The sequence below is a fragment of the Amycolatopsis stemonae genome (assembly GCF_054781455.1).
Window position 1 is genome coordinate 152,126 of sequence record NZ_BAAGUJ010000016.1, and the last position, 20,767, is coordinate 172,892.

General features: G+C 72.4%; 15 protein-coding genes. 10 read left to right on the forward strand and 5 right to left on the reverse strand.

From position 1 onward, the window contains the following. The first annotated feature begins 3 nt into the window (after window positions 1-3). From ACYVLJ_RS39520 to ACYVLJ_RS39530, 3 genes are all read left to right on the forward strand, one after another. Entirely contained in the window at window positions 4-2,439 is a 2,436-nt protein-coding gene (locus ACYVLJ_RS39520; protein WP_460442501.1) for a GcvT family protein, read from the forward strand. Window positions 2,440-2,442: 3 nt separating this feature from the next. Next, window positions 2,443-2,979: a cyclodeaminase/cyclohydrolase family protein gene (locus tag ACYVLJ_RS39525; RefSeq protein WP_460442502.1), complete on the forward strand. Its 537-nt coding sequence runs from the start codon at window positions 2,443-2,445 to the stop codon at window positions 2,977-2,979. Between the two features lie 134 nt (window positions 2,980-3,113). Further along, on the forward strand, window positions 3,114-4,457 hold the full coding sequence (locus ACYVLJ_RS39530) for a S1C family serine protease (protein WP_460442503.1): 1,344 nt from the start codon (window positions 3,114-3,116) through the stop codon (window positions 4,455-4,457). A gap of 51 nt (window positions 4,458-4,508) precedes the next feature. Here the strand turns inward: ACYVLJ_RS39530 and ACYVLJ_RS39535 are convergent, their stop codons facing one another. Next, window positions 4,509-5,966: an MFS transporter gene (locus tag ACYVLJ_RS39535; RefSeq protein ID WP_460442504.1), complete on the reverse strand. Its 1,458-nt coding sequence runs from the start codon at window positions 5,964-5,966 to the stop codon at window positions 4,509-4,511. Window positions 5,967-6,052: 86 nt separating this feature from the next. Between ACYVLJ_RS39535 and ACYVLJ_RS39540 the strand changes: the two genes are divergently transcribed. Next, the gene (locus ACYVLJ_RS39540; protein WP_451984269.1) at window positions 6,053-6,427 is read left to right on the forward strand and encodes a MarR family winged helix-turn-helix transcriptional regulator; all 375 of its coding nucleotides are present in this window, start codon (window positions 6,053-6,055) and stop codon (window positions 6,425-6,427) included. 14 nt (window positions 6,428-6,441) lie between these two features. On the opposite strand, the gene ACYVLJ_RS39545 is transcribed toward ACYVLJ_RS39540, so the two are convergent. Next, window positions 6,442-6,891 carry a carboxymuconolactone decarboxylase family protein gene (locus ACYVLJ_RS39545; RefSeq protein ID WP_460442505.1) on the reverse strand — a complete coding sequence of 150 codons (450 nt, stop codon included), beginning with the start codon at window positions 6,889-6,891 and terminating at the stop codon, window positions 6,442-6,444. 47 nt (window positions 6,892-6,938) lie between these two features. Between ACYVLJ_RS39545 and pdxR the strand changes: the two genes are divergently transcribed. Beyond that, complete coding sequence (gene pdxR / locus ACYVLJ_RS39550; protein ID WP_460442506.1) at window positions 6,939-8,324, forward strand: aminotransferase-like domain-containing protein; 1,386 nt, start codon at window positions 6,939-6,941, stop codon at window positions 8,322-8,324. 82 nt (window positions 8,325-8,406) lie between these two features. Here pdxR and ACYVLJ_RS39555 read toward each other — a convergent pair whose 3' ends face one another. Then, window positions 8,407-9,219, reverse strand: coding sequence for a glycoside hydrolase family 25 domain-containing protein (locus ACYVLJ_RS39555; protein WP_460442507.1), 813 nt, complete (start codon window positions 9,217-9,219; stop codon window positions 8,407-8,409). A 261-nt stretch (window positions 9,220-9,480) separates the two neighbouring features. Here ACYVLJ_RS39555 and ACYVLJ_RS39560 point away from each other — a divergent pair, with 261 nt between their 5' ends. Together ACYVLJ_RS39560 and ACYVLJ_RS39565 are read left to right on the forward strand one after the other, a co-directional pair. Next, a complete protein-coding gene (locus ACYVLJ_RS39560; protein ID WP_460442508.1) occupies window positions 9,481-11,061 on the forward strand; it encodes a substrate-binding domain-containing protein in 1,581 nt (526 codons plus the stop codon). 43 nt (window positions 11,062-11,104) lie between these two features. Next, entirely contained in the window at window positions 11,105-12,817 is a 1,713-nt protein-coding gene (locus ACYVLJ_RS39565; protein ID WP_460442509.1) for a hypothetical protein, read from the forward strand. Here the strand turns inward: ACYVLJ_RS39565 and ACYVLJ_RS39570 are convergent. Next, entirely contained in the window at window positions 12,811-13,461 is a 651-nt protein-coding gene (locus ACYVLJ_RS39570) for a class I SAM-dependent methyltransferase (RefSeq protein ID WP_460442510.1), read from the reverse strand. The two genes, ACYVLJ_RS39565 and ACYVLJ_RS39570, sit on opposite strands and share 7 nt — an antisense overlap. 127 nt (window positions 13,462-13,588) lie before the next feature. Here ACYVLJ_RS39570 and ACYVLJ_RS39575 point away from each other — a divergent pair, with 127 nt between their 5' ends. Continuing rightward, window positions 13,589-17,593, forward strand: a complete 4,005-nt coding sequence (locus tag ACYVLJ_RS39575) for an alpha-(1->3)-arabinofuranosyltransferase domain-containing protein (protein ID WP_460442511.1) — start codon at window positions 13,589-13,591, stop codon at window positions 17,591-17,593. A 3-nt stretch (window positions 17,594-17,596) separates the two neighbouring features. Here ACYVLJ_RS39575 and ACYVLJ_RS39580 read toward each other — a convergent pair whose 3' ends face one another. After that, on the reverse strand, window positions 17,597-18,826 hold the full coding sequence (locus ACYVLJ_RS39580) for a lipopolysaccharide biosynthesis protein (RefSeq protein WP_451984285.1): 1,230 nt from the start codon (window positions 18,824-18,826) through the stop codon (window positions 17,597-17,599). Between the two features lie 70 nt (window positions 18,827-18,896). On the opposite strand from ACYVLJ_RS39580, the gene ACYVLJ_RS39585 reads away from it, so the two are divergent. Together ACYVLJ_RS39585 and ACYVLJ_RS39590 are read left to right on the forward strand one after the other, a co-directional pair. Continuing rightward, a complete protein-coding gene (locus ACYVLJ_RS39585) occupies window positions 18,897-20,579 on the forward strand; it encodes a hypothetical protein (RefSeq protein ID WP_460442512.1) in 1,683 nt (560 codons plus the stop codon). A 3-nt stretch (window positions 20,580-20,582) separates the two neighbouring features. Beyond that, window positions 20,583-20,765 (forward strand): hypothetical protein, encoded by a 183-nt coding sequence (locus ACYVLJ_RS39590; RefSeq protein ID WP_451984289.1) that lies wholly within the window; start codon window positions 20,583-20,585, stop codon window positions 20,763-20,765. The last annotated feature ends 2 nt before the right edge of the window (window positions 20,766-20,767 follow it).

Consider the following 20,767-nt stretch of genomic DNA (forward strand, 5'->3'; position numbering starts at 1 on the left):
GCCATGACCGCACCGCGAGTAGTGATCATCGGCGCCGGCATCGTCGGCGCGAACCTGGCCGACGAGCTGACCGCCCGCGGCTGGGCCGACGTCACCGTGCTCGACCAGGGCCCGCTGCCGCGCACCGGCGGGTCGACGTCCCACGCGCCCGGCCTGGTGTTCCAGACGAACGCGTCCAAGTCCATGACCGACTTCGCGCGCTACACCGTCGAGAAGCTCCTCGACCTGGACTGCTTCCTCCCGGTCGGTGGCATGGAGGTCGCGACCACCCCGGCGCGCTGGGAGGACCTCAAGCGCAAGCACGGCTGGGCGCAGTCCTGGGGCGTGCCGGGCTCGCTGATCGACGCCGGCGAGTGCGTCTCGCGCTGGCCGCTGCTCGACGGGTCGCAGGTCTTCGGCGCGCTGCACACCCCGACCGACGGCCTGGCGCGGGCCGCGAAGGCCGTGGCCGTGCTCGCCGACCGGGCCACCTCGCGCGGTGCGCGGTTCGTCGGCTCGACGAAGGTGACCGACGTCCTGCAGGAAGGCGGGCGCGTCACCGGCGTCCGGACCGACCAGGGCGACTTCCCGGCCGACGTCGTCGTGTCGTGCGCCGGGTTCTGGGGCCGCGAGATCGGCGCGATGGTCGGCATGGACGTGCCGCTGCTGCCGCTGGCGCACCAGTACGTGAAGACCGGGCAGGTCGCGGAACTCGTCGGGCGCAACACCGAAGAGGTCGAGGCGAGCCTGCCGATCCTGCGGCACCAGGACCAGGACCTGTACTTCCGCGAGCACGTCGACCGCATCGGCATCGGCTCCTACGCACACCGGCCGATGCCGGTCGAGGAGTCCACTCTGGATCCGACGGTCAGCGGGACGGCCATGCCGTCGATGCTGCCCTTCACCGAGGACGACTTCGCCCCGTCGTGGGAGGAGAGCAAGCTGCTGCTGCCCGCGCTGCGGCAGACGAAGGTCGAAGAGGGCTTCAACGGGATCTTCTCGTTCACCCCGGACGGCCAGTCGCTGGTCGGCGAGTCGCCCGACGTCCGCGGCTTCTGGATCGCCGAGGCGATCTGGGTGACGCACTCCGCGGGCATCGCCAAGGCCGTCGCCGAGGTGCTCGTCGAGGGACACTCCGAAGTGGACCTGCACGAGGTCGACGTCCACCGCTTCGAGGACGTCCAGCTCGCCCCGTCGTACGTGCACGAGACGGCGCAGCAGAACTTCGTCGAGGTCTACGACGTCCTGCACCCGTTGCAGCCCAAGCTTTCCCCGCGAGACCTGCGCGTGACGCCGTTCCACGCGCGGCAGCGCGAGCTGGGCGCGGTGTTCCTGGAGGCGGGCGGCTGGGAGCGGCCGCACTGGTTCGAGGCCAACGCGCCGCTGCTGAAGAAGCTGCCGTTCGACGCGTTGCCGCCGGCGCGCGACGCGTGGTCGGCGCAGTTCCACTCGCCCATCGCGGCGGCCGAGGCGTGGCACACGCGGAACAAGGTCGCGATGTACGACATGACGCCGTTGAAGCGCGTCGAGGTCAGCGGGCCGGGCTCGCTGGAGTTCCTGCAGTCGCTGACGACCAACCAGCTCGACAAGTCGGTCGGGTCGGTGACCTACACGCTGATGCTGGACAACGCGGGCGGCGTCCGCAGCGACGTCACGGTGGCGCGGCTCGGGCCGGAGCTGTTCCAGGCCGGGATCAACGGCACCATCGACGTCGACCACCTCGTGAAGCACGCGCCCGCGGGGGTGCAGGTCCGGGACATCACGGGCGGGACCTGCTGCATCGGCGTCTGGGGCCCGCTGGCCCGGGACCTCGTGCAGCCGCTGACGCAGGAGGACTTCTCGCACACGGCGTTGAAGTACTTCCGCGCGAAGCGGGCGCGGATCGCCGGGGTGCCCGTTGTCGCGATGCGACTGTCCTATGTGGGCGAACTCGGCTGGGAGATCTACACCGGCGCGGACAACGGCCTGCGGCTGTGGGACGCGCTGTGGGCGGCCGGGCAGCAGCACGGCGTCATCGCGGCCGGGCGGGCGGCGTTCAACAGCCTTCGGCTCGAGAAGGGCTACCGGCTGTGGGGCACCGACATGACGACCGAGCACGACCCGTACGAGGCCGGGCTGGCGTTCGCGGTGCGGCCGGCGAAGGGCGGGTTCCTGGGCCTGGACGCCATCGAGGGCCGCAGTGAGGAAACGGCGTCGCGGCGGCTGCGGTGCCTGACGATCGACGACGGCCGGACCGTCGTGCTGGGCAAGGAACCGGTGTTCGTCGACGGCGTCGCGTCGGGCTACGTCACGAGCGCGGCGTACGGGTACACCATCGGCCGGCCGATCGCGTACGCGTGGCTGCCGGCTTCGGCGGACGTCGGAAGCAGTGTCGAGATCGAGTACTTCGGCCGCCGGGTCGCGGCCACCGTGGCCGCCGAGCCGCTGGTCGACCCCGGCATGGAACGAATCAGGCGGTGAGTCATGCGTGACCAGATCCTGAGCGACTACCTGAAGTCCCTGGCGTCGGAGGGGTCCCCCGGCGGCGGCGCGACGGCGGCGCTGCACGTCTCCCAGGCCGCGGCCCTGGTGGCCCACTGCGCCGAGGACCGCGAGGTGGTGGCCGAGGCGGAGGCGCTGAGCATGCACGCGCTGCGGCTGGCGGAGAAGGAGGCGCACGCGGCCCGGACGGTCGTCCGCGCCCGCCGTCAGCCACCCGGTGACCTGCGTGATCGTGCCCTGGCCGACGCCCGGCGAGGCGCGTGCGTGCCCCCGTCGGACGTCATCGCCGCGGCGTCGGTGGTCCTGGACCTGGCGTCGCGCCTGGCGCCGGACCCGGACCTGGCGGCGGCGGTCGAAGCCGTCCGCGCCGCGGCGTCGACCGCCCGGGTGACCATCGAGGTCCACCTGGCGGGACTGCCGGACGACGCCGCCTTGCGTGAAGTCGTGGCGGGCGTGGGCGCGCTCCACGCCCGTGCGGACGCGCTGACGGCGGCTATCAGGGAAGCGGTGGTGGCGTAACGTCGATCACGGAGGTATGTCCGGCGCTCGCGGCGGGTACATCCACAGCAAGTCCATGGAAGCGCGCCAGGAAATTCTCAGGAAAGCGGCGTTTCCTGGAACGGCCGGAGGCTTGTCGAGGGCTGGAGCTGTGCATGAGCGAGTACGACCGAGGGCCGCAGGGCGGCGGCGAGTACCCGTACGGCTACGGCCAGGGCTACTACCAGCAGCCGTACGACCACCAGTACGGGCAGCCCCGCGACCAGTGGGGCAACCCGTACCCCCAGCAGCACCCCTACACCCAGCCGTACGGCCACCAAGGGTACGGCCAAGAGGGTGCTCCTTACGGCTACGGATACCCGCCACCGGTGCCACCCCCGCCGCGGAAACGACACCCCTTCCGGGCGCTGACCGTCGCGATCGTCGCCGTCGCGCTCGCCGTCGTCGCAGGACTCGGGATCGGGCACCTCATCTCGGCCTCGAACACCCCGGCCGCGAGCGGCAACCAGAACTTCGGCTTCTCCGGGCAGCCCAGCGCCTCGAACACCACCACGCTCGACGCCGCCGCCGTGGCCGAGAAGGTCAAGCCGGCCATCGTCAACGTCAACACCGAGCTCGGCCTGCAGGGCGCGGCCGCGGCGGGCACCGGCATCGTGCTCACCCCCGACGGCGAGGTCCTGACGAACAACCACGTCGTCGCGGGCGCGACCAGCATCAAGGTGACCAGTATCGGCACCGGGGACACGTACAAGGCGCACGTCGTCGGCTACGACCGCGGCGACGACGTCGCCGTGATCCAGCTCGAGGGAGCCTCCGGGCTGACGGCCGCGTCCATCGGGGACTCGTCCACGGTCAAGGTCGGCGACCAGATCCTCGGGCTCGGCAACGCGGGCGGCAAGGGCGGCGACCCGGTCCCCGCGGCCGGCACGGTGGCCGCGCTCGACCAGTCGATCACCGCCTCCGACGAGTCCAGCGGGTCGTCCGAGCAGCTCACCGGGCTGATCCAGGTCCGCGCGAACATCGAGTCCGGCGACTCCGGCGGCCCGCTCGTCAACGCGAACGCGCAGGTCATCGGCGTCGACACGGCCGCGTCCACCGGCTACCAGCTCAACGGCCGCCGCAGCGGCGCGGGCGGGCAGGGCTTCGCGATCCCGATCAACCGGGCCGTCGACATCGCGCACCAGATCGTCGCCGGCACGGCGTCGGACAAGGTCCACATCGGCAAGACGGCGTTCATCGGCGTCTCGGTGACGGATGCCCAGGGCCAGGGCGGCGCCCAGGTCCGCGACGTGGTCGCGCGCGGCCCGGCGCAGCAGGCGGGCCTGGCGGCCGGCGACGTGATCACGGCCATCGACGGCAAGGCGATCGACTCCGCGACGACCCTGACCACGGTGATGGACACCCACCACCCGGGCGACCAGCTGACGCTCACGGTGTCGGACGCGTCGGGAGCGCAGCAGCAGATTCAGGTCAAGGCGATCGAAGGCCCGGTCGGCTGACGGACGGGCGCCGGTCGTGAGCGGGAAGACCGCCCACGACCGGCGCCGGGCTCAGTCGGCGAGGGCCAGCAGGTCGCCCTCCGGGACCGGCTCCGCGACGGTCCGCTTCCGCGCGACCAGGCCGCTGATCGCGATCAGCAGGCCCAGCACCGCGATGCCGGTCACGACGCTCAGCGCCGGGGTCAAGCCGGTGAGCAGCGCGGCGGGCGAGGCTTCACGGCCACCGTTGGCGGTCAGGACCGCCGTCACCACCGCGAGCCCGATCGCGCCGCCGACCTGCAGCGACGTGTTCAGCAAACCACCCGCGAGGCCCTGCTCGTTGTCCGAGATCCCGGCCGTGGCCTGGATGTTGAGCGACGAGAACGCCAGCGTGAAGCCGATGCCGAGCAGGATCATGCTGGGCAGCACGTACCCCGCGTAGCCCGAGTGCTCGTCGATCCGCAGGAACAGCGCGTAGCCGATGACGTGCGCGACGACGCCCGCGAAGATCGTGCGCGGTGTGCCGACGCGGTCGATCAGCGGCTCGATGCGCGGCGAACCGAACGCCACGATCAGCGCCGCCGGCAGGAAGCCGAGCGCGGTCTGCAGCGCCGACCAGCCGAGCACCCGCTGCAGGTAGAGCATCACGACGAACTGGAACCCGATGTACGCGCCGAAGAACAGCGCGCCGCCGAGGTTCGCCCGGGCGAGCGGGCCCGACCGCAGGATGCCCAGCCGCAGCAACGGGTGGCTGCTGCGCTTCTCGATGACCACGAACGTCACCAGCAGGGCGAGCGCGACGACGAACGTGATCAGCGTGCGCGGCGCGGCCCAGCCGACCTCCGGCGCCTCGACGACGCCGAAGACCAGCAGCAGCGAGCCGGCGGCGCCGGTGACGGCCCCCGGGAAGTCGTAGCCGCGGCCCTCTTCCCGCGCGTACGACGGGATCAGCTTCCACGCGGCGACCAGGGCGACGAGCGCGATCGGCGCGGGCAGCAGGAACGTCCAGCGCCAGCCGACCTCGGTCAGCAGGCCGGAGAACACGAGCCCGGCGGAGTAGCCGCTCGCGCCGAACACGGCGAAGATGCTGATCGCCTTGTTGCGGGCCGGGCCCTCCTGGAACGTCGTGGTGATGATGGACAGCGCGGCCGGCGCGGTGAAGGCGGCGGCCAGGCCCTTGACGAAGCGGCTCGCGATGAGCAGCGCGCCGTCGTCGACGAGGCCGCCGAGCAGGGAAGCCAGCGCGAACACGGCGACGGCGACGAGGAACACGCGACGCCGCCCGAGCAGGTCGGCGGTGCGCCCGCCGAGCAGCAGCAGCCCGCCGTAGCCGAGGACGTAGCCGCTGACGACCCATTGCAGTGCGCTGGTGGACAGGCCGAGGTCGGCCTGGATCGCGGGGAGCGCGACCCCGACCATCGACACGTCGAGCGCGTCGAGGCCGATGACGATCGAGACGGTGAGCAGGACACCCCAGAGACGTGCGTCCCACCGGGTCGTGGTGGTGGACAAGGACACGGAAGAGCTCATGCCGGCGACAGTACATGCACACGCATCTAATGTCGACGCATTTAATGTGTTTGCATCAGATGCGTGCGCATGCTAAGTTGGTCGCCGTGAGCGACGTCGCTGAGCAAGGTCTGGTGCAGGAGTGGCACGAGCTGCTGGCGCGCTATTCGGCCGTGTTCAGCACGCTCGAGTGCCGCCTCCAGGAACGCCACGGCATCGGCGCGAACGAGTTCGAGGCCCTGGAGCGGGTCGCGACGGGCGATGCGAAGTGCCGGTCGGCCGACCTCACGGAGGCCATCCACCTCAGCCAGAGCGCCACGTCACGCCTGGTCGCCCGCCTCGAGAAGGAAGGACTGGTCGAGCGCGCGCTCTGCGAAGTCGACCGGCGCGGCATCTTCGTGACCCTCACCGACGCCGGCCGCGAGCGTTATCTCGCGGCGAAGCAGACCCACCGCGAAGTGCTGAACGAGACGCTTCGCTGACCTCGGCCCACGCCTCACCGCTCGTCCGTGCCCGGCACCTTCGCCGTGGTGATCGCGATGCGGTTCCACGTGTTGGTGGTGCAGATCAGCGCGAGCAGCTGGGCGAGTTCCTCGTCACCGAACTCGCCGGCGGCGCGGGCGTAGACGTCCTCGGGGACGCCGCCCTCGGAAACCAGCGTGACGGCCTCGGTCAGGGCCAGCGCTGCCTGCTCCTTCTCGGTGAAGAAGTGCGTGGCCTCGTGCCACACCTGCACCATGTGCAGGCGCTCTTCGCTCTCACCGGCCTTGCGGGCGTCCGAGGTGTGCATGTGCAGGCAGTAGGCGCAGCGGTTGAGCTGCGACGCGCGGATCCGGACGAGCTCGACCAGCGCGGGGTCCAGCCCGGCGCGGGCGGCGGCGTCGAAGCCGATCAGGGCCTTGAAGGCCTTCGGGGCGGTCTTGGCGAAGTTCACCCGGGTTGTCATGACCAGAAATCTAGGGCTCGGTTGACCCCTGTGTAGGGTGCATTTCCGTGCCGGAATCGTGGGTCAATTCGGGAGTCGACCTCCACCTGGAGCTGACGGCCACCGGGGGCAAGCGGGCCGCGCTAAGCACGGCGCTGCGCGACGCCGTCCGGGACGGCCGGCTCGCCCCGGGCACGCGGCTGCCGCCGTACCGGGCTTTGGCCGCCGACCTCGGGGTGGCGCGCAACACGGTCGCCGAGGCCTACGCCGAGCTCGTCGCCGAGGGCTGGCTGAGCGCCCAGCAGGGATCGGGCACCCGCGTCGCCGCCCGGGCAGAACCCCTCCCGGCGGCCCGGACGCCGAAGAAGGCGCCGGTTTCCGCGCCGCGGCACAACTTGCGGCAAGGTCAGCCGGACGCGACGTCGTTCCCGCGTCCCGAATGGCTGGCCGCCGCGCGGCGCGCGCTGAACATCGCCCCGCACGACGCGTTCGGCCCCGGCGATCCGCGCGGACGTCGTGAGCTGCGGGAGGCGTTGACCCAGTACCTCGCGCGGGCGCGCGGCGTGCGGACGTCGCCGGACCGGATCGTGGTGTGCTCGGGGTTCGCGCACGCGGTGCGGCTGCTGTTCCCGGCGGTGCTGGGCGGGCCGCTCGCCGTCGAGGCGTACGGCCTGGCGTTCCACCGCGGCCTTCTCGAGGCCGCCGGCGTCGAGACGATTCCCCTTGCCCTGGACGAAAAAGGCGCCCGCATCGACGAGCCGGCCGGGCCGGCGGTGCTGCTGACGCCGGCGCACCAGTTCCCGACCGGCGGCCCGCTGCACCACGAGCGCCGCACGGCGGTGATCGACCACGTCCGCGCGACCGGCGGCCTGCTGGTCGAAGACGACTACGACGGCGAGTTCCGCTACGACCGCAAGCCGGTCGGCGCGGTCCAGGGCCTCGACCCCGAGCACGTCGTGTACGTCGGCTCGGTCAGCAAGAGCCTGTCACCCGCGCTGCGGCTCGGTTGGCTGGTGCTGCCGGAGGCACTGGTCGACGCGGTGCTGGCGGTGAAGGGCGAGCGCGAAGCGTGGGCGAGCGTGCTCGACCAGCTGACCCTGGCCGAGTTCCTGACGTCCGGCGGGTACGACAAGCACATCCGGCGCATGCGCCGGCGTTACCGCCGTCGCCGGGACGTGCTGGTCGCGGCATTGGCGGCCCGCGCACCCCACGTCGAGCCGACGGGCATCGCGGCGGGCCTGCACGCGGTGCTGCGCCTGCCGCCGGGCACGGAACCGTCGGCGCTCGAGGCCGCGGCGGGGCAGGGGCTCGCCCTGGACGGCCTGTCCGCCTTCCGCCACCCGGCCAGCCGGATGTCCACAATGGACGGCTTGGTGGTCGGCTACGCAACCCCGCCGGACCACGCCTACCCGGCGGCGATCGACGCCCTGTGCCGCGCCTTGCCGCCCGCCTGACGCGGCCACGGCTTCCCGCTCGGCGGGCCGATGTGGCGCCGGGGTGGCACCGAAGGCCGCGTGGGAGCGCTCGCGCCGAGGCCTACCCGACGATGTCGATCTCGAAGGGTTCCGAAGCGCTGTAGTTGATGTCCGCCCACACCGCGCCCGGCAGGTCGTAGCGGCGGTGGGACGTCAGCTTGGTGTCGTAGCCCGGTGTCTGCGTGGGGTTGTGGCCGATGCCCTGGTGGTCGCTGCCCCAGGCGTAGATGTCGCCGACCCACATCGGGTTCGCGAAGCCCTCGCCGTCGAGGCGGGGGCGGACGATGACCGCCGCGCCCGGGCTGCCCGACAGGAAGACCCGTACCGCGTTCTGGTCGCCGTTCGGCGGGGTCACCGTGATGCGTTCCATGATCTCCACTCCGGTCGAGGCGGATCCGTTGCCGTTGCCGTTGCCGTCCACGCCGGGCCAGAAGTCGGCGACGGACGAGATGTCGTAGCCCGGCGCGACGTTCCCGCGGTACTGCTTGGCGATCGCGCCGTCGGGGATGGTGGGATCGCCGTTGTAGTGGGCGATCCAGTAGTGCGGCTCGGCGACACCGGCCGAGGAGAACGCCGAGCGCACCGAGGGCCACGTCGAGAGGCTGCAGTAGACCGTCGGGTCCGCGCCGGCCGCGCGCCGCATCCGGACCCAGCCCGGTGCCTGGCCCGCGGTGGCGTCGCCGGGCTCGACGTCGAGGACGTGACCGTCGTTGGTGGACGCCTTCTTGACGATCGTCACCTTGACCGCGTTCGGGAACCGCGCCCAGTCGGCGGACGACCAGGGTTCGAGCTTGATCCTGTCGATGTACCCTGCGACCATCTGGGCGCCGGCGGGGATGTTCGCTGCTGTGACCGCGTCGTACATCGTGCGCACGGGTTCCGTCTCCGTTCGGTGCCGTTCGCCGGTTCGGGGACGGCGAAATCGTCTCCGCGATCCGCCATCGTGCTGTTACCCCTGTGGGACGAGCGTCAAGCGGAAACGTTACGCGGTTCCGGAAGATCACCGAAACGGCCGCACCCGGCCATTCCTTCACCGCTTTCGCACGCGCCGGTGGTGACTTTCCGCTATCGGGACTGGCTTCCCGCTGCCCCGGCTGGCAAGCTGCCAGGACTTCGACGACGGAAGGTCACGTGCATGGCGGCACACCCGGTGCGGGCCCGGCGCATCGACGCGCGGGTGGTCGTCCTGAGCGTGCTGCTCGTGGTGGCCCTGCTCGCCTGGTTCGGTGTCGACTACCTCCGCGACCGCCTCGCCGCCGGCGGCTGCGACACCACGACGCCGGTGCGCATCACCGCGGCGCCGGACGTCGCGCCGGTGCTCACCGCGCTCGCGCGGACCGTGCCCGGAGGCGACTGCTACGCCGTCGAGGTCACGGCGGCCGCGTCGACGGCCACCGCGGCGGCGCTCGAGGCCAACGGCGCGAACGGCCCGGACGTCTGGGTGCCGGAGTCGAGCACCTGGCTGCTGCAGGCCCGCGACGGCGGCGCGTGGAACCTGCCCGAGACCGGCCAGTCGGTGGCGAGTTCGCCCGTCGTGCTGGCCTTGACCGACGAAGTCGCGAAGAAGGCGGGCTGGCCCGCGAAGTCCCCGTCCTGGGCGGACGTCCTCGGGGAGAGCCCGGTCGGATTGCCCGACCCGAGCCGCGACCCGGCCGGCATCGCCGCGCTGATCGGCCTGCAGCAGCTGACCAAGGACGCGCCCGACCCGGCCGCCGAGTTCACCCAGGAGATCCGCGCGGTCTCGGCGGTGAAGGAGCCGTTCACCGCGTCGCCGGCGTCCGAGCAGTCCGTGCTGGCCCGCAAGCTCGTCGCGGCGTACCCGGCGGCGGGGGTGCCGAGCTTCGACTACCCGTACGTCGTGCTGCCGCGCGCGTCGGAGGCGTCCCGGTCGGCCGCCGAGCGGTTCCTGCGGCTGCTGCTGGACCAGACCGCGACGAAAGCGTTCGCCGACGCCGGGTTCCGGACGCCGGGCGGGCAGCTGCTCGGCGACCGGCCGGCGGACACCCGCACGAACGCCGCCCCGCGCCCGGCCGGGCCGCCCGCGCCCGACGCGATGTACGGCGTCCTGCAGGCCTGGGCCGGGGCGAACCTCAGCGCCCGCGTCCAGGTGCTGCTCGACGTCTCCGGCTCGATGGCCGCCACCGTCCCCGGCACCGGCCGCAGCCGGATGGCGCTCACGCTGGAAGCCGCGACGCAGGGGCTCGGCCTGTTCAAGCCGACGACCGAGATCGGCCTCTGGCTGTTCTCGACGCGGTTGGACGGCGACAAGGACTACAAGGAACTGCTGCCGATGCGGCCCATCTCCCAGCAGCTCGCCGCGGGCGGCGTGGCGACGCTGCAGGCCGTCAAACCCAAGCCCGGCGGCGCGACCGGGCTGTACGACTCGATCCTGGCCGCCTACCAGAACGCCCGCCAGAACTGGCAGCTCGGCCGGATCAACGTCGTGGTCGTGCTCACCGACGGCCGCAACGAGGACAGCGACTCGGTCGGCCTGCCCGGCCTGCTGAGCGAGCTGGGCCGGCTGCAGGACCCGCGGAAACCGTTGCCGGTGATCGGGATCGGCATCGGCCCGGACATCGACGCGAGCGAGCTGAAGCAGGTTTCGGCCGCCACCGGCGGCGAGTCCTTCACGACGCCCGACCCGCGCAAGATCTCCGACGTCTTCTACCAGGCGCTGAGCAAGCTCATGTGCCAGCCACCGGCCTGCAAGAACTGAGGACGCCCCTGTGTTGGTGGAAACCGAAAGACCCGCACCGCGAGTGATCTGGCGGCCGTCGGCGGTGGTGCTCGCGGCGTTCGTCGCCGGGGTGGTGCCGTTCGCGTTCCACGCCTGGGCGGCCCTGCACGGGAGTTTCGCCCAAGACGACTTCGTGGTCACCTACCGGGCGGCCGCCGCCGGGCCGTTCGACCTCGGCTACCTCTTCCAGGACTACCACGGGCACCTGCAGCCCGGAGGGTTCTTCCTCGCCGCGGTCGCGACGTGGTGGGCACCGCTGAACTTCCCCTTGCTGATGGCGCCGCTGCTGCTGATGCGGGCGGTCGCGACGGTGGTGTTCTGGTGCGTGCTCGTGCGCTGTTTCGGCCGCCGGTGGGCGATCCTGGTGCCGTTCACGGTCTTCACGGCGTCGACGCTCCTGCTGGTCCCGACGCTGTGGTGGTCGTTCGGCGTCCAGCTCGTCCCGGTGGTGCTGGCGGCCGTCGGCGCGCTGCACGCGCACGTGCGCTACCTGGCCGCCGGCGGCCGGTGGTGGCTCGGCGTCTTCGCCTGGACGCTCTTCGGGCTCGCGTTTTACGAGAAGGCCGCGGTGATCCCGGTGCTGCTGGCCGGGGTGACCGTCCTGCTCGGACGGTCCTTCCGGGAGCACGTCCGCTACTGGGCGGGGCTCGTCCTGCTGCTGGTGGCGTTCGTGGCCGTCTTCTTCGCGCTGACGTCGAGCCAGGTCGGGTCAGGCGAGCAGCCGGTGTCCGCCGGCACCGTCGCCGACCTGACCGGCCGGATGCTCGGCGACACCCTGTTGCCGGGCCTGGCCGGCGGCCCGTGGTCCGGCGCCGGCGCGGGAGCGACCTGGACACCGTCGCCGTTCGCGGTCGTCGTCGTCCTGCTGGCGCTCGCGCTCGCCGTGGTGGTCGCCGGGATCCGCGCCGGCGGGCGACGCGCTGGGGGTGCCTGGCTGCTGTTCGCCGCCCTGTTCGCGGTGGACGTCGCGTTGCTCGCGCTGACCCGGCTGCGCGAGGTCGGGCCGTCGGCCGGGGACGACCCCCGGTACGTCGCCGATCTCGCGGTGGCGGCCGCCCTCTGCGGCGCGTTCGCGTTTTTGCCGCCCGGGGGAATTGCGCCGTCCGGTGGAAAGCGGGAACGGCCGATCGCGCTAACCGTGTGCATGCTTTTGCTCGCCGGTTCCGCGGCGGGTTTTTCGGGACTCGCGCCCGCGTTGCGGTTCGGGCATTCGGCGGAGTACCTCGGCAATGTGCGCGACGCCGTCGCGGAAGACCCGGACCTCGTTTTCTACGACACCTTCGTGCCCTCCGATGTGGTCCACGAATGGTTCGGAGCCGACTCACAGGCGTCTCGGGTGGTCGGGCTGCTGCCCGGCACCCACTTCGACCAGCCGACGAACCGGATGCACCTGCTCGACGCCGCGGGCGAGCCGCACCTGATCACCGGCGTGGCGCCGGTTTCGCGCGGGAAGCCGGGCCCGGTGGCCAACTGCGGGTACGCGATCGGCGAGTCCGAGGTGGACATCCCGCTGGACACGCCCGTGCTCGGCCGCAACCTGGTCAAGCTCGACTACTACACCTCGGACGGCGGCGAAGGCCTGGTGGGCCGGACGCCCGTGTGGTTCCAGGCCGGGCTGCACTCGCTGTACCTGCCGGTGGACGGCCTCTTCGACCACCTCGGCGTACGGCTGTCCAGCCCGGGCGCGCCGGTGTGCGTCGCGAAGGCCGAGGTCGGGAAACCAGTAGCTCAGTAGGGGTCGTACGGGCTGTCGTGCCCCAGCAGCCGGGCCACCGGCCGCAGCCGCAGGCGCAGCAGCACCTTGATCCCGACGTTGCGGAGGAACCACGGCAGCTGCGCCAGCACCCGCACGCGGTCCGCCGTGGACGGTGGCCGGAGCTTGAACCGCGCCAGCGACGTCGCCCGGTCCACGTAGGTGTACCGGCGTCCGAAGAGGACCTTCACGATCGTGCCGAGCGTGACGCCGATCGAGGAAAAGCAGTCGTGGACCAGGATTTCCGCGTCCGGCGGCAGGTGCGCCGACCACCGCAGGTCGTCGGTGTAGGTCCAGTAGTCGTGCTTGCCGTCGATGTAAAGCAGCTGTAAGGGCCGGTCCCAGTCAGGGCGCAGTGCCGTGCTGTAGCCGGCGACGAGCTCGACGACGTCGTCCAGCCCGGCCTGGCGGATGTTGCGCTCGAACAGCTGCCGCGTCGGCGATCCGCCGAACAGCCTGCCGTCGACGAACGGGTCGACCGCGATCACCGTGGCGCCGACCGTCCGGGCGGCCGCGCCCAGGACGATCGTGGATCTGCCCTGGTGGCTGCCGATTTCCAGGACGACGTCGCCCTTCTCCAGCCGGCGCGCGGCGTTCCACAGCGCTTCGCCCTGCGCGCGCGTCATCCAGCCCTTGACCGGCTCGGCGAGAGCCCAGGCGTCTTCGAAGGAGATGGCGCACCTGCCAGGAGTTCGGGGGACTCAGCAAAATCGTCGGCACATGGTAGCCAGGTTTCCGCCTAGTATCTACCGGATGGTAACCGCCACCCGCGAACGGTCCCGGGACGACGCCCCGCCCTCGAGCGGCGTCCGGAAGTTCTCGGTGGGCGCGCTCTTCCGCCGGCCGAGCACGTGGATCGTGCTGGTGCTGACCACGGTGTCGTTCCTGCAGATGCCGGGGAAGACGACGTTCGACACGAAGCTCGACCTGGCCGTCGACCCGCTCGCGTTCCTGGGGCGCGCGCTGCACCTCTGGAACCCCCAGGCCACCGCCGGGGAGCTGCAGAACCAGGCGTACGGCTACCTCTTCCCGATGGGCCCGTTCTTCGCGCTGTGCCAAGCGGCCGGGATGCCCGCGTGGATCGCGCAGCGGCTGTGGGGCGCGATCCTGCTTTCGGCCGCGTTCGGCGGCGCGCTGCTGCTGGCGCGGGCGATGAAGCTCGGCACCGAGCGCACGCGGCTGATCGGCGCGCTCGGCTACGCGCTCGCGCCGCGCATGCTGACCGAAATCGGCGGTCTGTCCGCGGAAATGCTGCCCGCGGTGCTGCTGCCGTGGGTCCTGGTGCCGCTGGTCCGGGCGGGGACGATCGGCTCGCCGCGCCGCGCGGCCGGGCTGTCCGCGGTGGCCGTGCTGTGCATGGGCGGGGTCAACGGCGCGATGGTCGTGATGGCGCTCGTCCTGCCGGGACTGTGGCTGCTGACGCGCAAGTGGACGCGCCGGCACGTCGAGCTGGTGCTGTGGTGGTTCGTCTTCGTCGTCGGCGCGACGCTGTGGTGGATCCTCCCGCTGCTGCTGCTCGGCGAATACAGCCTGCCGTTCCTGGACTACATCGAGTCCGCGACGAACACCACCGCGCCGATGTCGCTGTTCGAGGTGCTGCGCGGGACGAACCAGTGGGTCGCCTACGTCGTGCAGGGCACGCCGTGGTGGCCCGGCGGGTGGTCGCTGATCGACAACCCCGTGCTCATGCTGGCCACCGGGCTCGTCGCCGCGGTCGGGCTGCTCGGGCTCACCCGGCGCGGCCTGCCGGAGCGGCGGTTCCTGGTGCTGGGCGTGGTCACCGGCCTGACGCTGCTGACCATCGGTTACGTCGGCACGCTCGACAGCCCGGTGGCCGAGCAGGTCCGGCACCTGCTCGACGGGCCGCTGGCCCCGCTGCGCAACGTCCACAAGTTCGAGCCGGTGCTGCGGCTGCCGCTGATGCTCGCGTTCGTGCACGGCATCGCGAGCCCGGTCCGGCTGCAGTCCGCGCGCCGGTTCCTGCGCCCGGCGCTGGGGCTCCTGCTGGTCGTGGTGATGGCCGCGCCCGCGTGGCTGCTGAACCTGCGGTCCGGACCGGGCTGGGACGAGGTGCCCGGCTACTGGCACGACGCGATGGGCTACGTCGCCAAGGCCGACCCGAACGCGCGGACGCTGCTGCTGCCCGCCACCGGGTTCGGCGAGTACGACTGGGGCCGCACGGTCGACGAACCCGCGCAGGCGATCGCGAAGAGCCCGTGGGCGGTGCGCAACCAGGTCCCGCTCGGGTCCGAAGGCAACACCCGGCTGATGGACTCGGTCGACGCGGCCCTCGCGGACGGCCGGGGCGACCCCGGGCTGGCGTCGCTGCTGGCGCGGTCCGGGTACCGGTTCCTGCTGCTGCGCAACGACATCGACCGCGAACGAACCAACGCGCCGCCGATCGCGACGCTGCGTGCCGGGCTGGCCGGGTCACCCGGGATCGGCAAGGCGGCGGAGTTCGGGCCGCTGGAGATCTACGAGGTGAAGCAGGCGGTCCCGCTCGCCACGGCGACGTCCACAAAGGACGTCCCGACGGTCAGCGGCGGGCCGGAGAACCTGCTCCCGCTGATCGACTCCGGCCAGCTCGACCCGTCGACGCCGACGGTGCTGACCGGCGACGGCGGTTCGGCCGGCGGGCCGCGGCTGGTCACCGACGGGCTGCGCCGCGCCGAACGGAACGTCGGCGGCGTGCGGGACAACCTCAGCCAGACCCTCACCGCCGGCGAGGCGTTCAGGCAGCAGCGCGCCGCCGGTGACGTGCTGCCGTTCCCGGGCGAGGAACACCAGACCGTCGCCGCCTACCGGGGGATCCGCGCGGTGACGGCGTCGACGGCCGCGTCCTTCGCCGACGCCTTCGGCGGGTCGGACCCCGGGCACCAGCCGTTCGCCGCGATCGACGGCGACCCGCGCACGGCGTGGCAGTCGTCGTCGTTCACCGGCCCGGTCGGGCAGTGGCTCGAGGTGGAGCTCGACACGCCGCGGCTGGTGAACTCGGTGGACCTGCAGCTGGTGGACGACATCCGGGTCGGCTGGCCGGCGACGCGGATCCGGATCACCACCGACAACGGCTCGGTCGACCAGCAGGTGATCCGCGGCGCCGGGGCGCACAGCTACGCCGTGGCCGGCGGGGTCACGCGCAAGGTGCGGATCACGTTGCTGTCGCTGGTGGTCGGACGGCAGGACGGGAACGTCGGCATCGCGGAGCTGACCATCCCCGGGACGCAGCCGCAGCGCGCCCTGGAAGTGCCCGCGGACCTGCCCGCCGGGCCCGCGCCGGGGTTCGCGTTCACGCGCGGGGCCCAGCCGCGCTTCGCGTGTCTCCCGGCCGGGGGCGCGGTGCGGTGTGACGCGTCCGCGGCCCGGGACGGCGAAGAACCCGACGGCATCCGGCGGTTGTTCAGCACCCCGGCCGAGCAGACGTTCCTCGTCGGCGGCTCGGTGCTGCCCGCGGGCGGCGGCAGGAACCCGGTGACGCTGCCGGGGGTGACGGTGGCGTCGACGTCCGAGCTGGGCGGCGACCCGGCGGCCGGCGGGTTCGCGGCGGTGGACGGCGACCCGGGCACGACGTGGCGCCCCGACGTCACCGACCTGCGGCCGGCGCTCACCCTGAACTGGACCGGGACGAAACGGATTTCGGGGCTGCACATCGGGGTTTCGCCGTCGAGCGGGGCGCGGGCGCCGCGGCAGGTGCAGCTCGTCGGCCGCACCGCGACGCGCACGGTGGAGCTGGACGCGGGCGGGTCGGCGTCGTTCGAGCCGATGGACACCGACCAGCTGCAGATCGTGCTCCCGGGGGACGACGACGATCCCGCGGCCCGCGCGGTCGTCGGCATCGGCAGCCTGGAGCTGGCCGGGACCGACGGCCTGCTGCCCGGGCCGGACCCGGCGTTCACGGTGCCGTGCGGCTCGGGCCCGAACGTCCACCTCGACGGGCTCGACTACCGGACGTCGGTGCAGGGGACGCTGGCCGACATCACCGCGCACCGGCCGCTGGCGCTGCGGATGTGCCGGGACTCCGAGGGCGGCGTCTCGCTGCCGGCGGGCGGGCACGAGCTGCGGACGGACCGGTCGGACTCGTTCGTCGTCCAGGACCTGTGGCTGCGTCCGGCCGTGGAGTCGACGCCGGTCGTCCACCGCGCGGTTCAGGTCGGTGACTGGGACGCGGCTTCGCGGTCGGTGACGGTGGCCCCGGGCCCGGAGGCGGTCCTGGCGGTGCCGGAGAACGCGAACGCGGGCTGGGTGGCCACTTTGGACGGCCGCGAGCTGACCCGCACCCGGGTGGACGGCTGGCAGCAGGCGTGGATCGTCCCGGCGGGCGCGGGCGGCGTGGTGTCGCTTTCGTTCACCCCCGACCACGCTTACCGGACTTCGCTGCTGATCGGCGCGTTCGCGGTGGTGCTGATGCTGGCGGGCGTTTTCTGGCCCGCGCGAAGGCGGTCGTACGCGGTGGTTTCCGGTGGTTCGCTGGTACCGGTGGTCCTGATCGGGCTGCTGGTCGCGCTGGGCGGGATGCTGCCGGTGGTGCTGCTGATCGCGTGCCTGCTGGCCCGCCAGTTCTGGGAGCGGGCACCGCGGTACCTGGCCTTCGGCGGGATGGTGCTGGCGGCCGGGGTGTCGGTGACGGGCCGGGTGCTGGGTCACGGCCAGGAGTGGGCGTACGGCCCGGTGACGCAGGCGGCGCTGCTGCTGGCGGCGGCCGCGATAGTGGCGACGTGCGTGGACTGGTTCAGCCGCGAAGATGCCGTGCGCGGCAATTAGGTTCTAACCCGAACTGCCACTCACGACATCCCGGTGACCACGTCGAGCGCGCAGCTCGAGCACCGCTCCGGCCACGGCCAGCCCGCCCGCGCAGCCGGCCGCCACCGTCACGACCTGGGTCGCCGACGCGTGCAGCCACGCCGTGATCAGCAGGGCCTCCACGGCCACCGCCGTCCACATCAGCACCGTGACGCGGCGGTCGCCGTCGGCCAGGCGGGCGTACAGCAGGATCTGCACCAGCGCCAGCATCGACCCGGCGAGCGCGAACGGCCACACCGGCATGGTGCTTCCGGCGTAACGCGATCCGCCGATCAGCGCCAGCAACGACGGCCCCAGTACCAGGGAAACCAGCAGCACGAACGCGTCCAGGAACGCGCACACCGCCAGCGCCACCGGCAACGCCCGGCGGCGGCCCGACGAAGCCGCGAAGCGGGGGAGGACCAGGACGCCCACCGCCTGCGGCAGCCAGTACGCGATCTTCGTGACGATCGCCCCCAGCGCGTACTCGCCCGCGGCGTCGGACGGCAGGGTGTGCCGCGCCAGCACCAGGTCCAGGTTCACCAGCAGCACCAGCGCCAGCATCGCCTGCGCCGTGTGGAGCACCTCGCCGCCGTGGCGATCGGCCCAGCGGGGACGCGGGCGGCCGCACACTTGCCAGCCCGCCACGACCACGGCCAGCGATCCGATCGCGGTGCCGGCCAGCGCGCCCGTGGGGGAGCCCGAAACCAGCAGGCCGGCCAGGGACCCGCCGACCTTGCCCAGGCCCTCCAGGGCGATCAGCCCGGCCAGCGTCGCGAACCGGTGGCCGCCCTGCAGCATTCCGTGGAACACCCCCAGCAGCGTCAACGGCCCGAGTGCGGCCGTCACCAGCAGCGCCGGCGCCAGCGAACCCAGGTGCAGCAGGAGGACCAGCAACGGGCTGAGCGTCAACGCCGCCGTCGCGACGATCCCGCTCGTCAGCAACCCCAGTGCGAACAACGAACCCCGGGAGGTCGACGGCGACCGTGCGACCCGCAGCGCCACCACCGTCTGCAGGCCCATCGCCGGGACGACGCCGACCACGAGCACGGCCAGCAGGGAGCTCAGCTCCCCGAACGCGCCGGGCGCGAGGATCCGCGCGGCGGCGAGGCTCAGCACGTAGCTGCCCGCGTTGTTGCCCGCGAGCGCGAGCGAGACGAGGATCGCCGCGACCCGGTTGCCCGTCCGGGCCGGCACTTCGGTGTCTACGCTCAACGGCGGGCTCCCATTACCGGCGGGTAATGACCAGGGACCCTAACCGCGCGGACAACGGAAAGGAAGGGCCGTGGACGCACCGAGCAGGCGCTTCGCCCTTCCCGTGGGGTCCGCGGTGCTGGCGTTCGCCGTCTGCGCGCCCTTGCTCGGCCGCGGTTTCGTGCTGAGCTACGACATGGTGTTCGCGCCGCGCCAGTACTTCGTGCCGGACGCCTTCGGGATCGGCAGCACGCTGCCCCGCTCGGTCCCGGCCGACGCCGCCGTGGCGCTGGCGACGACCGTCCTGCCCGGGGACATCGTCCAGAAAATCGTCCTGCTGCCGGTCATCTTCTTCGCGGCGCTCGGCGCGGGACGGCTCGTCCCGACCGAACGCACCGGCACCCGGCTCGTCGCCGCGACCGCCTACGCGTGGACGCCCTATGTCGCGGAACGGCTCTTCATCGGACACTGGCCGTTGCTCCTGACGTACGCGGCCCTGCCGTGGATCGTCAGCGCCGGGCTCGCCGCGCGGAAGCACGAGCCGAACGCCCTACCGAAGTTGGTGATCGCGTGCGCGCCGGCCGTCCTGACGCCACCCGGCGGCGTAATCGCCGCCGCGGTCGTGGTCGCGGCCGCGGGTTCACGCCGCCTCTGGCAGACGGTCCCCCTCGTGATCGTGCTCAACCTGCCCTGGCTGGTCCCGACGTTCCTCAACGCCGACGGCACGTTCTCCGACCCGGCGGGCGTCACGGCGTTCAGCGCCCGCGCCGAAAGCTGGGGTCCGGCGCTGCTCAGCGTGCTCGGCCTCGGCGGCATCTGGAACGCCGAAACCGTGCCCGGCAGCCGGGCCATGCCGCTCATCCCCGTGCTGACGCTGATCGTCGTCGCCATCGCGGTCGCCGGGCTCGTGCCGCTGGCGAAGCGGTGGGGGAAGGCGCCGGCCCGGTCGTTGTCCGGCCTCGGCGTCGCGGGTGTGCTGCTCGCGTCGCTGGCCACGTTGCCGGGTGGCGCAACGCTCCTCACGGCCGCGATCCGGCACGTGCCCGGCGCGGGACTCCTGCGGGACGCCCAGAAGTGGGTGGCCTGGTGGGCGTTGCCGCTCGCGCTGGGGTTCGCCCTCGCCGTCGAAGTCGCCGCGACGAAGCTGAAAACCGAACGCGGCCGCGTCGCGCTCGTCGCCGCGGCCGCCGTCTTGCCCTTGGTCAGCATGCCGGACCTGGCCTGGGGCGGCTGGGGACGGCTCGGCACCGCGCAGTACCCCGACGACTGGCGCGCGGTGTCCGAAGTGCTCGGTGACCGGCCCGGCGACGTCCTGGCGCTGCCGCTCTCGGCGTTCCGCGGGTTCGCCTGGAACGACGACCGCACGCAGCTCGACCCGGCTCCGCGTGCGCTGCCGAAACCCGTGCTGACGGACGACACCCTGCAGGTGGGCGCGGATCGCATCGCCGGGGAGGACCCGCGCATCGGCGACGTCCGCGCCGCGACGTCCGCGCGTGAGCTCACGGAAGCGGGCATCGGCTGGATCCTGGTCGAACGCGGGACGCCCGGTGACGTCGACCCGCGGTTGCTCGCCGACGCGACGAAGGTGTGGTCCGGTGAGTGGCTGACGCTCTACCGGACGCCCGGTGTGCCGGCGGTGAAAGCGATCTCGTGGGCGCCTGCCCTGGTGGCGAACGGAGTAGCGCTCGCGTCGCTGTGCGTCGCACTGTTGTGCCGCATGTTACCGATGCGTACATTGGGGCGCGGCAGGAACTTCCCGCCGCGGAAGGAGTGACACGTGGGCACGGTCATCGGCGTGGTCGCCGCCGTCATCCTCGGGGGCGGCGTGGCGACCGGAGCGGGTTTCGCCCTCATCCAGGGCGCGGACCCCGACAGCTCCGCCCAGGTGCAGGAAAAGCTCAACGCGCAGGTGAAGTACAACCCCGCCGACCACCCGAACAAGATCTACGGGGACCGTTGACG

What these genes read in the sequence shown, in the direction of transcription:
- ACYVLJ_RS39530 (WP_460442503.1), top strand. Translation starts at nt 3,114, where the DNA reads ATGAGCGAGTACGACCGAGGGCCGCAGGGCGGCGGCGAGTACCCGTAC.
- ACYVLJ_RS39535 (WP_460442504.1), bottom strand. Translation starts at nt 5,966, where the DNA reads ATGAGCTCTTCCGTGTCCTTGTCCACCACCACGACCCGGTGGGACGCA.
- ACYVLJ_RS39575 (WP_460442511.1), top strand. Translation starts at nt 13,589, where the DNA reads ATGGTAACCGCCACCCGCGAACGGTCCCGGGACGACGCCCCGCCCTCG.
- ACYVLJ_RS39545 (WP_460442505.1), bottom strand. Translation starts at nt 6,891, where the DNA reads ATGACAACCCGGGTGAACTTCGCCAAGACCGCCCCGAAGGCCTTCAAG.
- ACYVLJ_RS39560 (WP_460442508.1), top strand. Translation starts at nt 9,481, where the DNA reads ATGGCGGCACACCCGGTGCGGGCCCGGCGCATCGACGCGCGGGTGGTC.
- ACYVLJ_RS39525 (WP_460442502.1), top strand. Translation starts at nt 2,443, where the DNA reads ATGCGTGACCAGATCCTGAGCGACTACCTGAAGTCCCTGGCGTCGGAG.
- ACYVLJ_RS39520 (WP_460442501.1), top strand. Translation starts at nt 4, where the DNA reads ATGACCGCACCGCGAGTAGTGATCATCGGCGCCGGCATCGTCGGCGCG.
- ACYVLJ_RS39570 (WP_460442510.1), bottom strand. Translation starts at nt 13,461, where the DNA reads ATGACGCGCGCGCAGGGCGAAGCGCTGTGGAACGCCGCGCGCCGGCTG.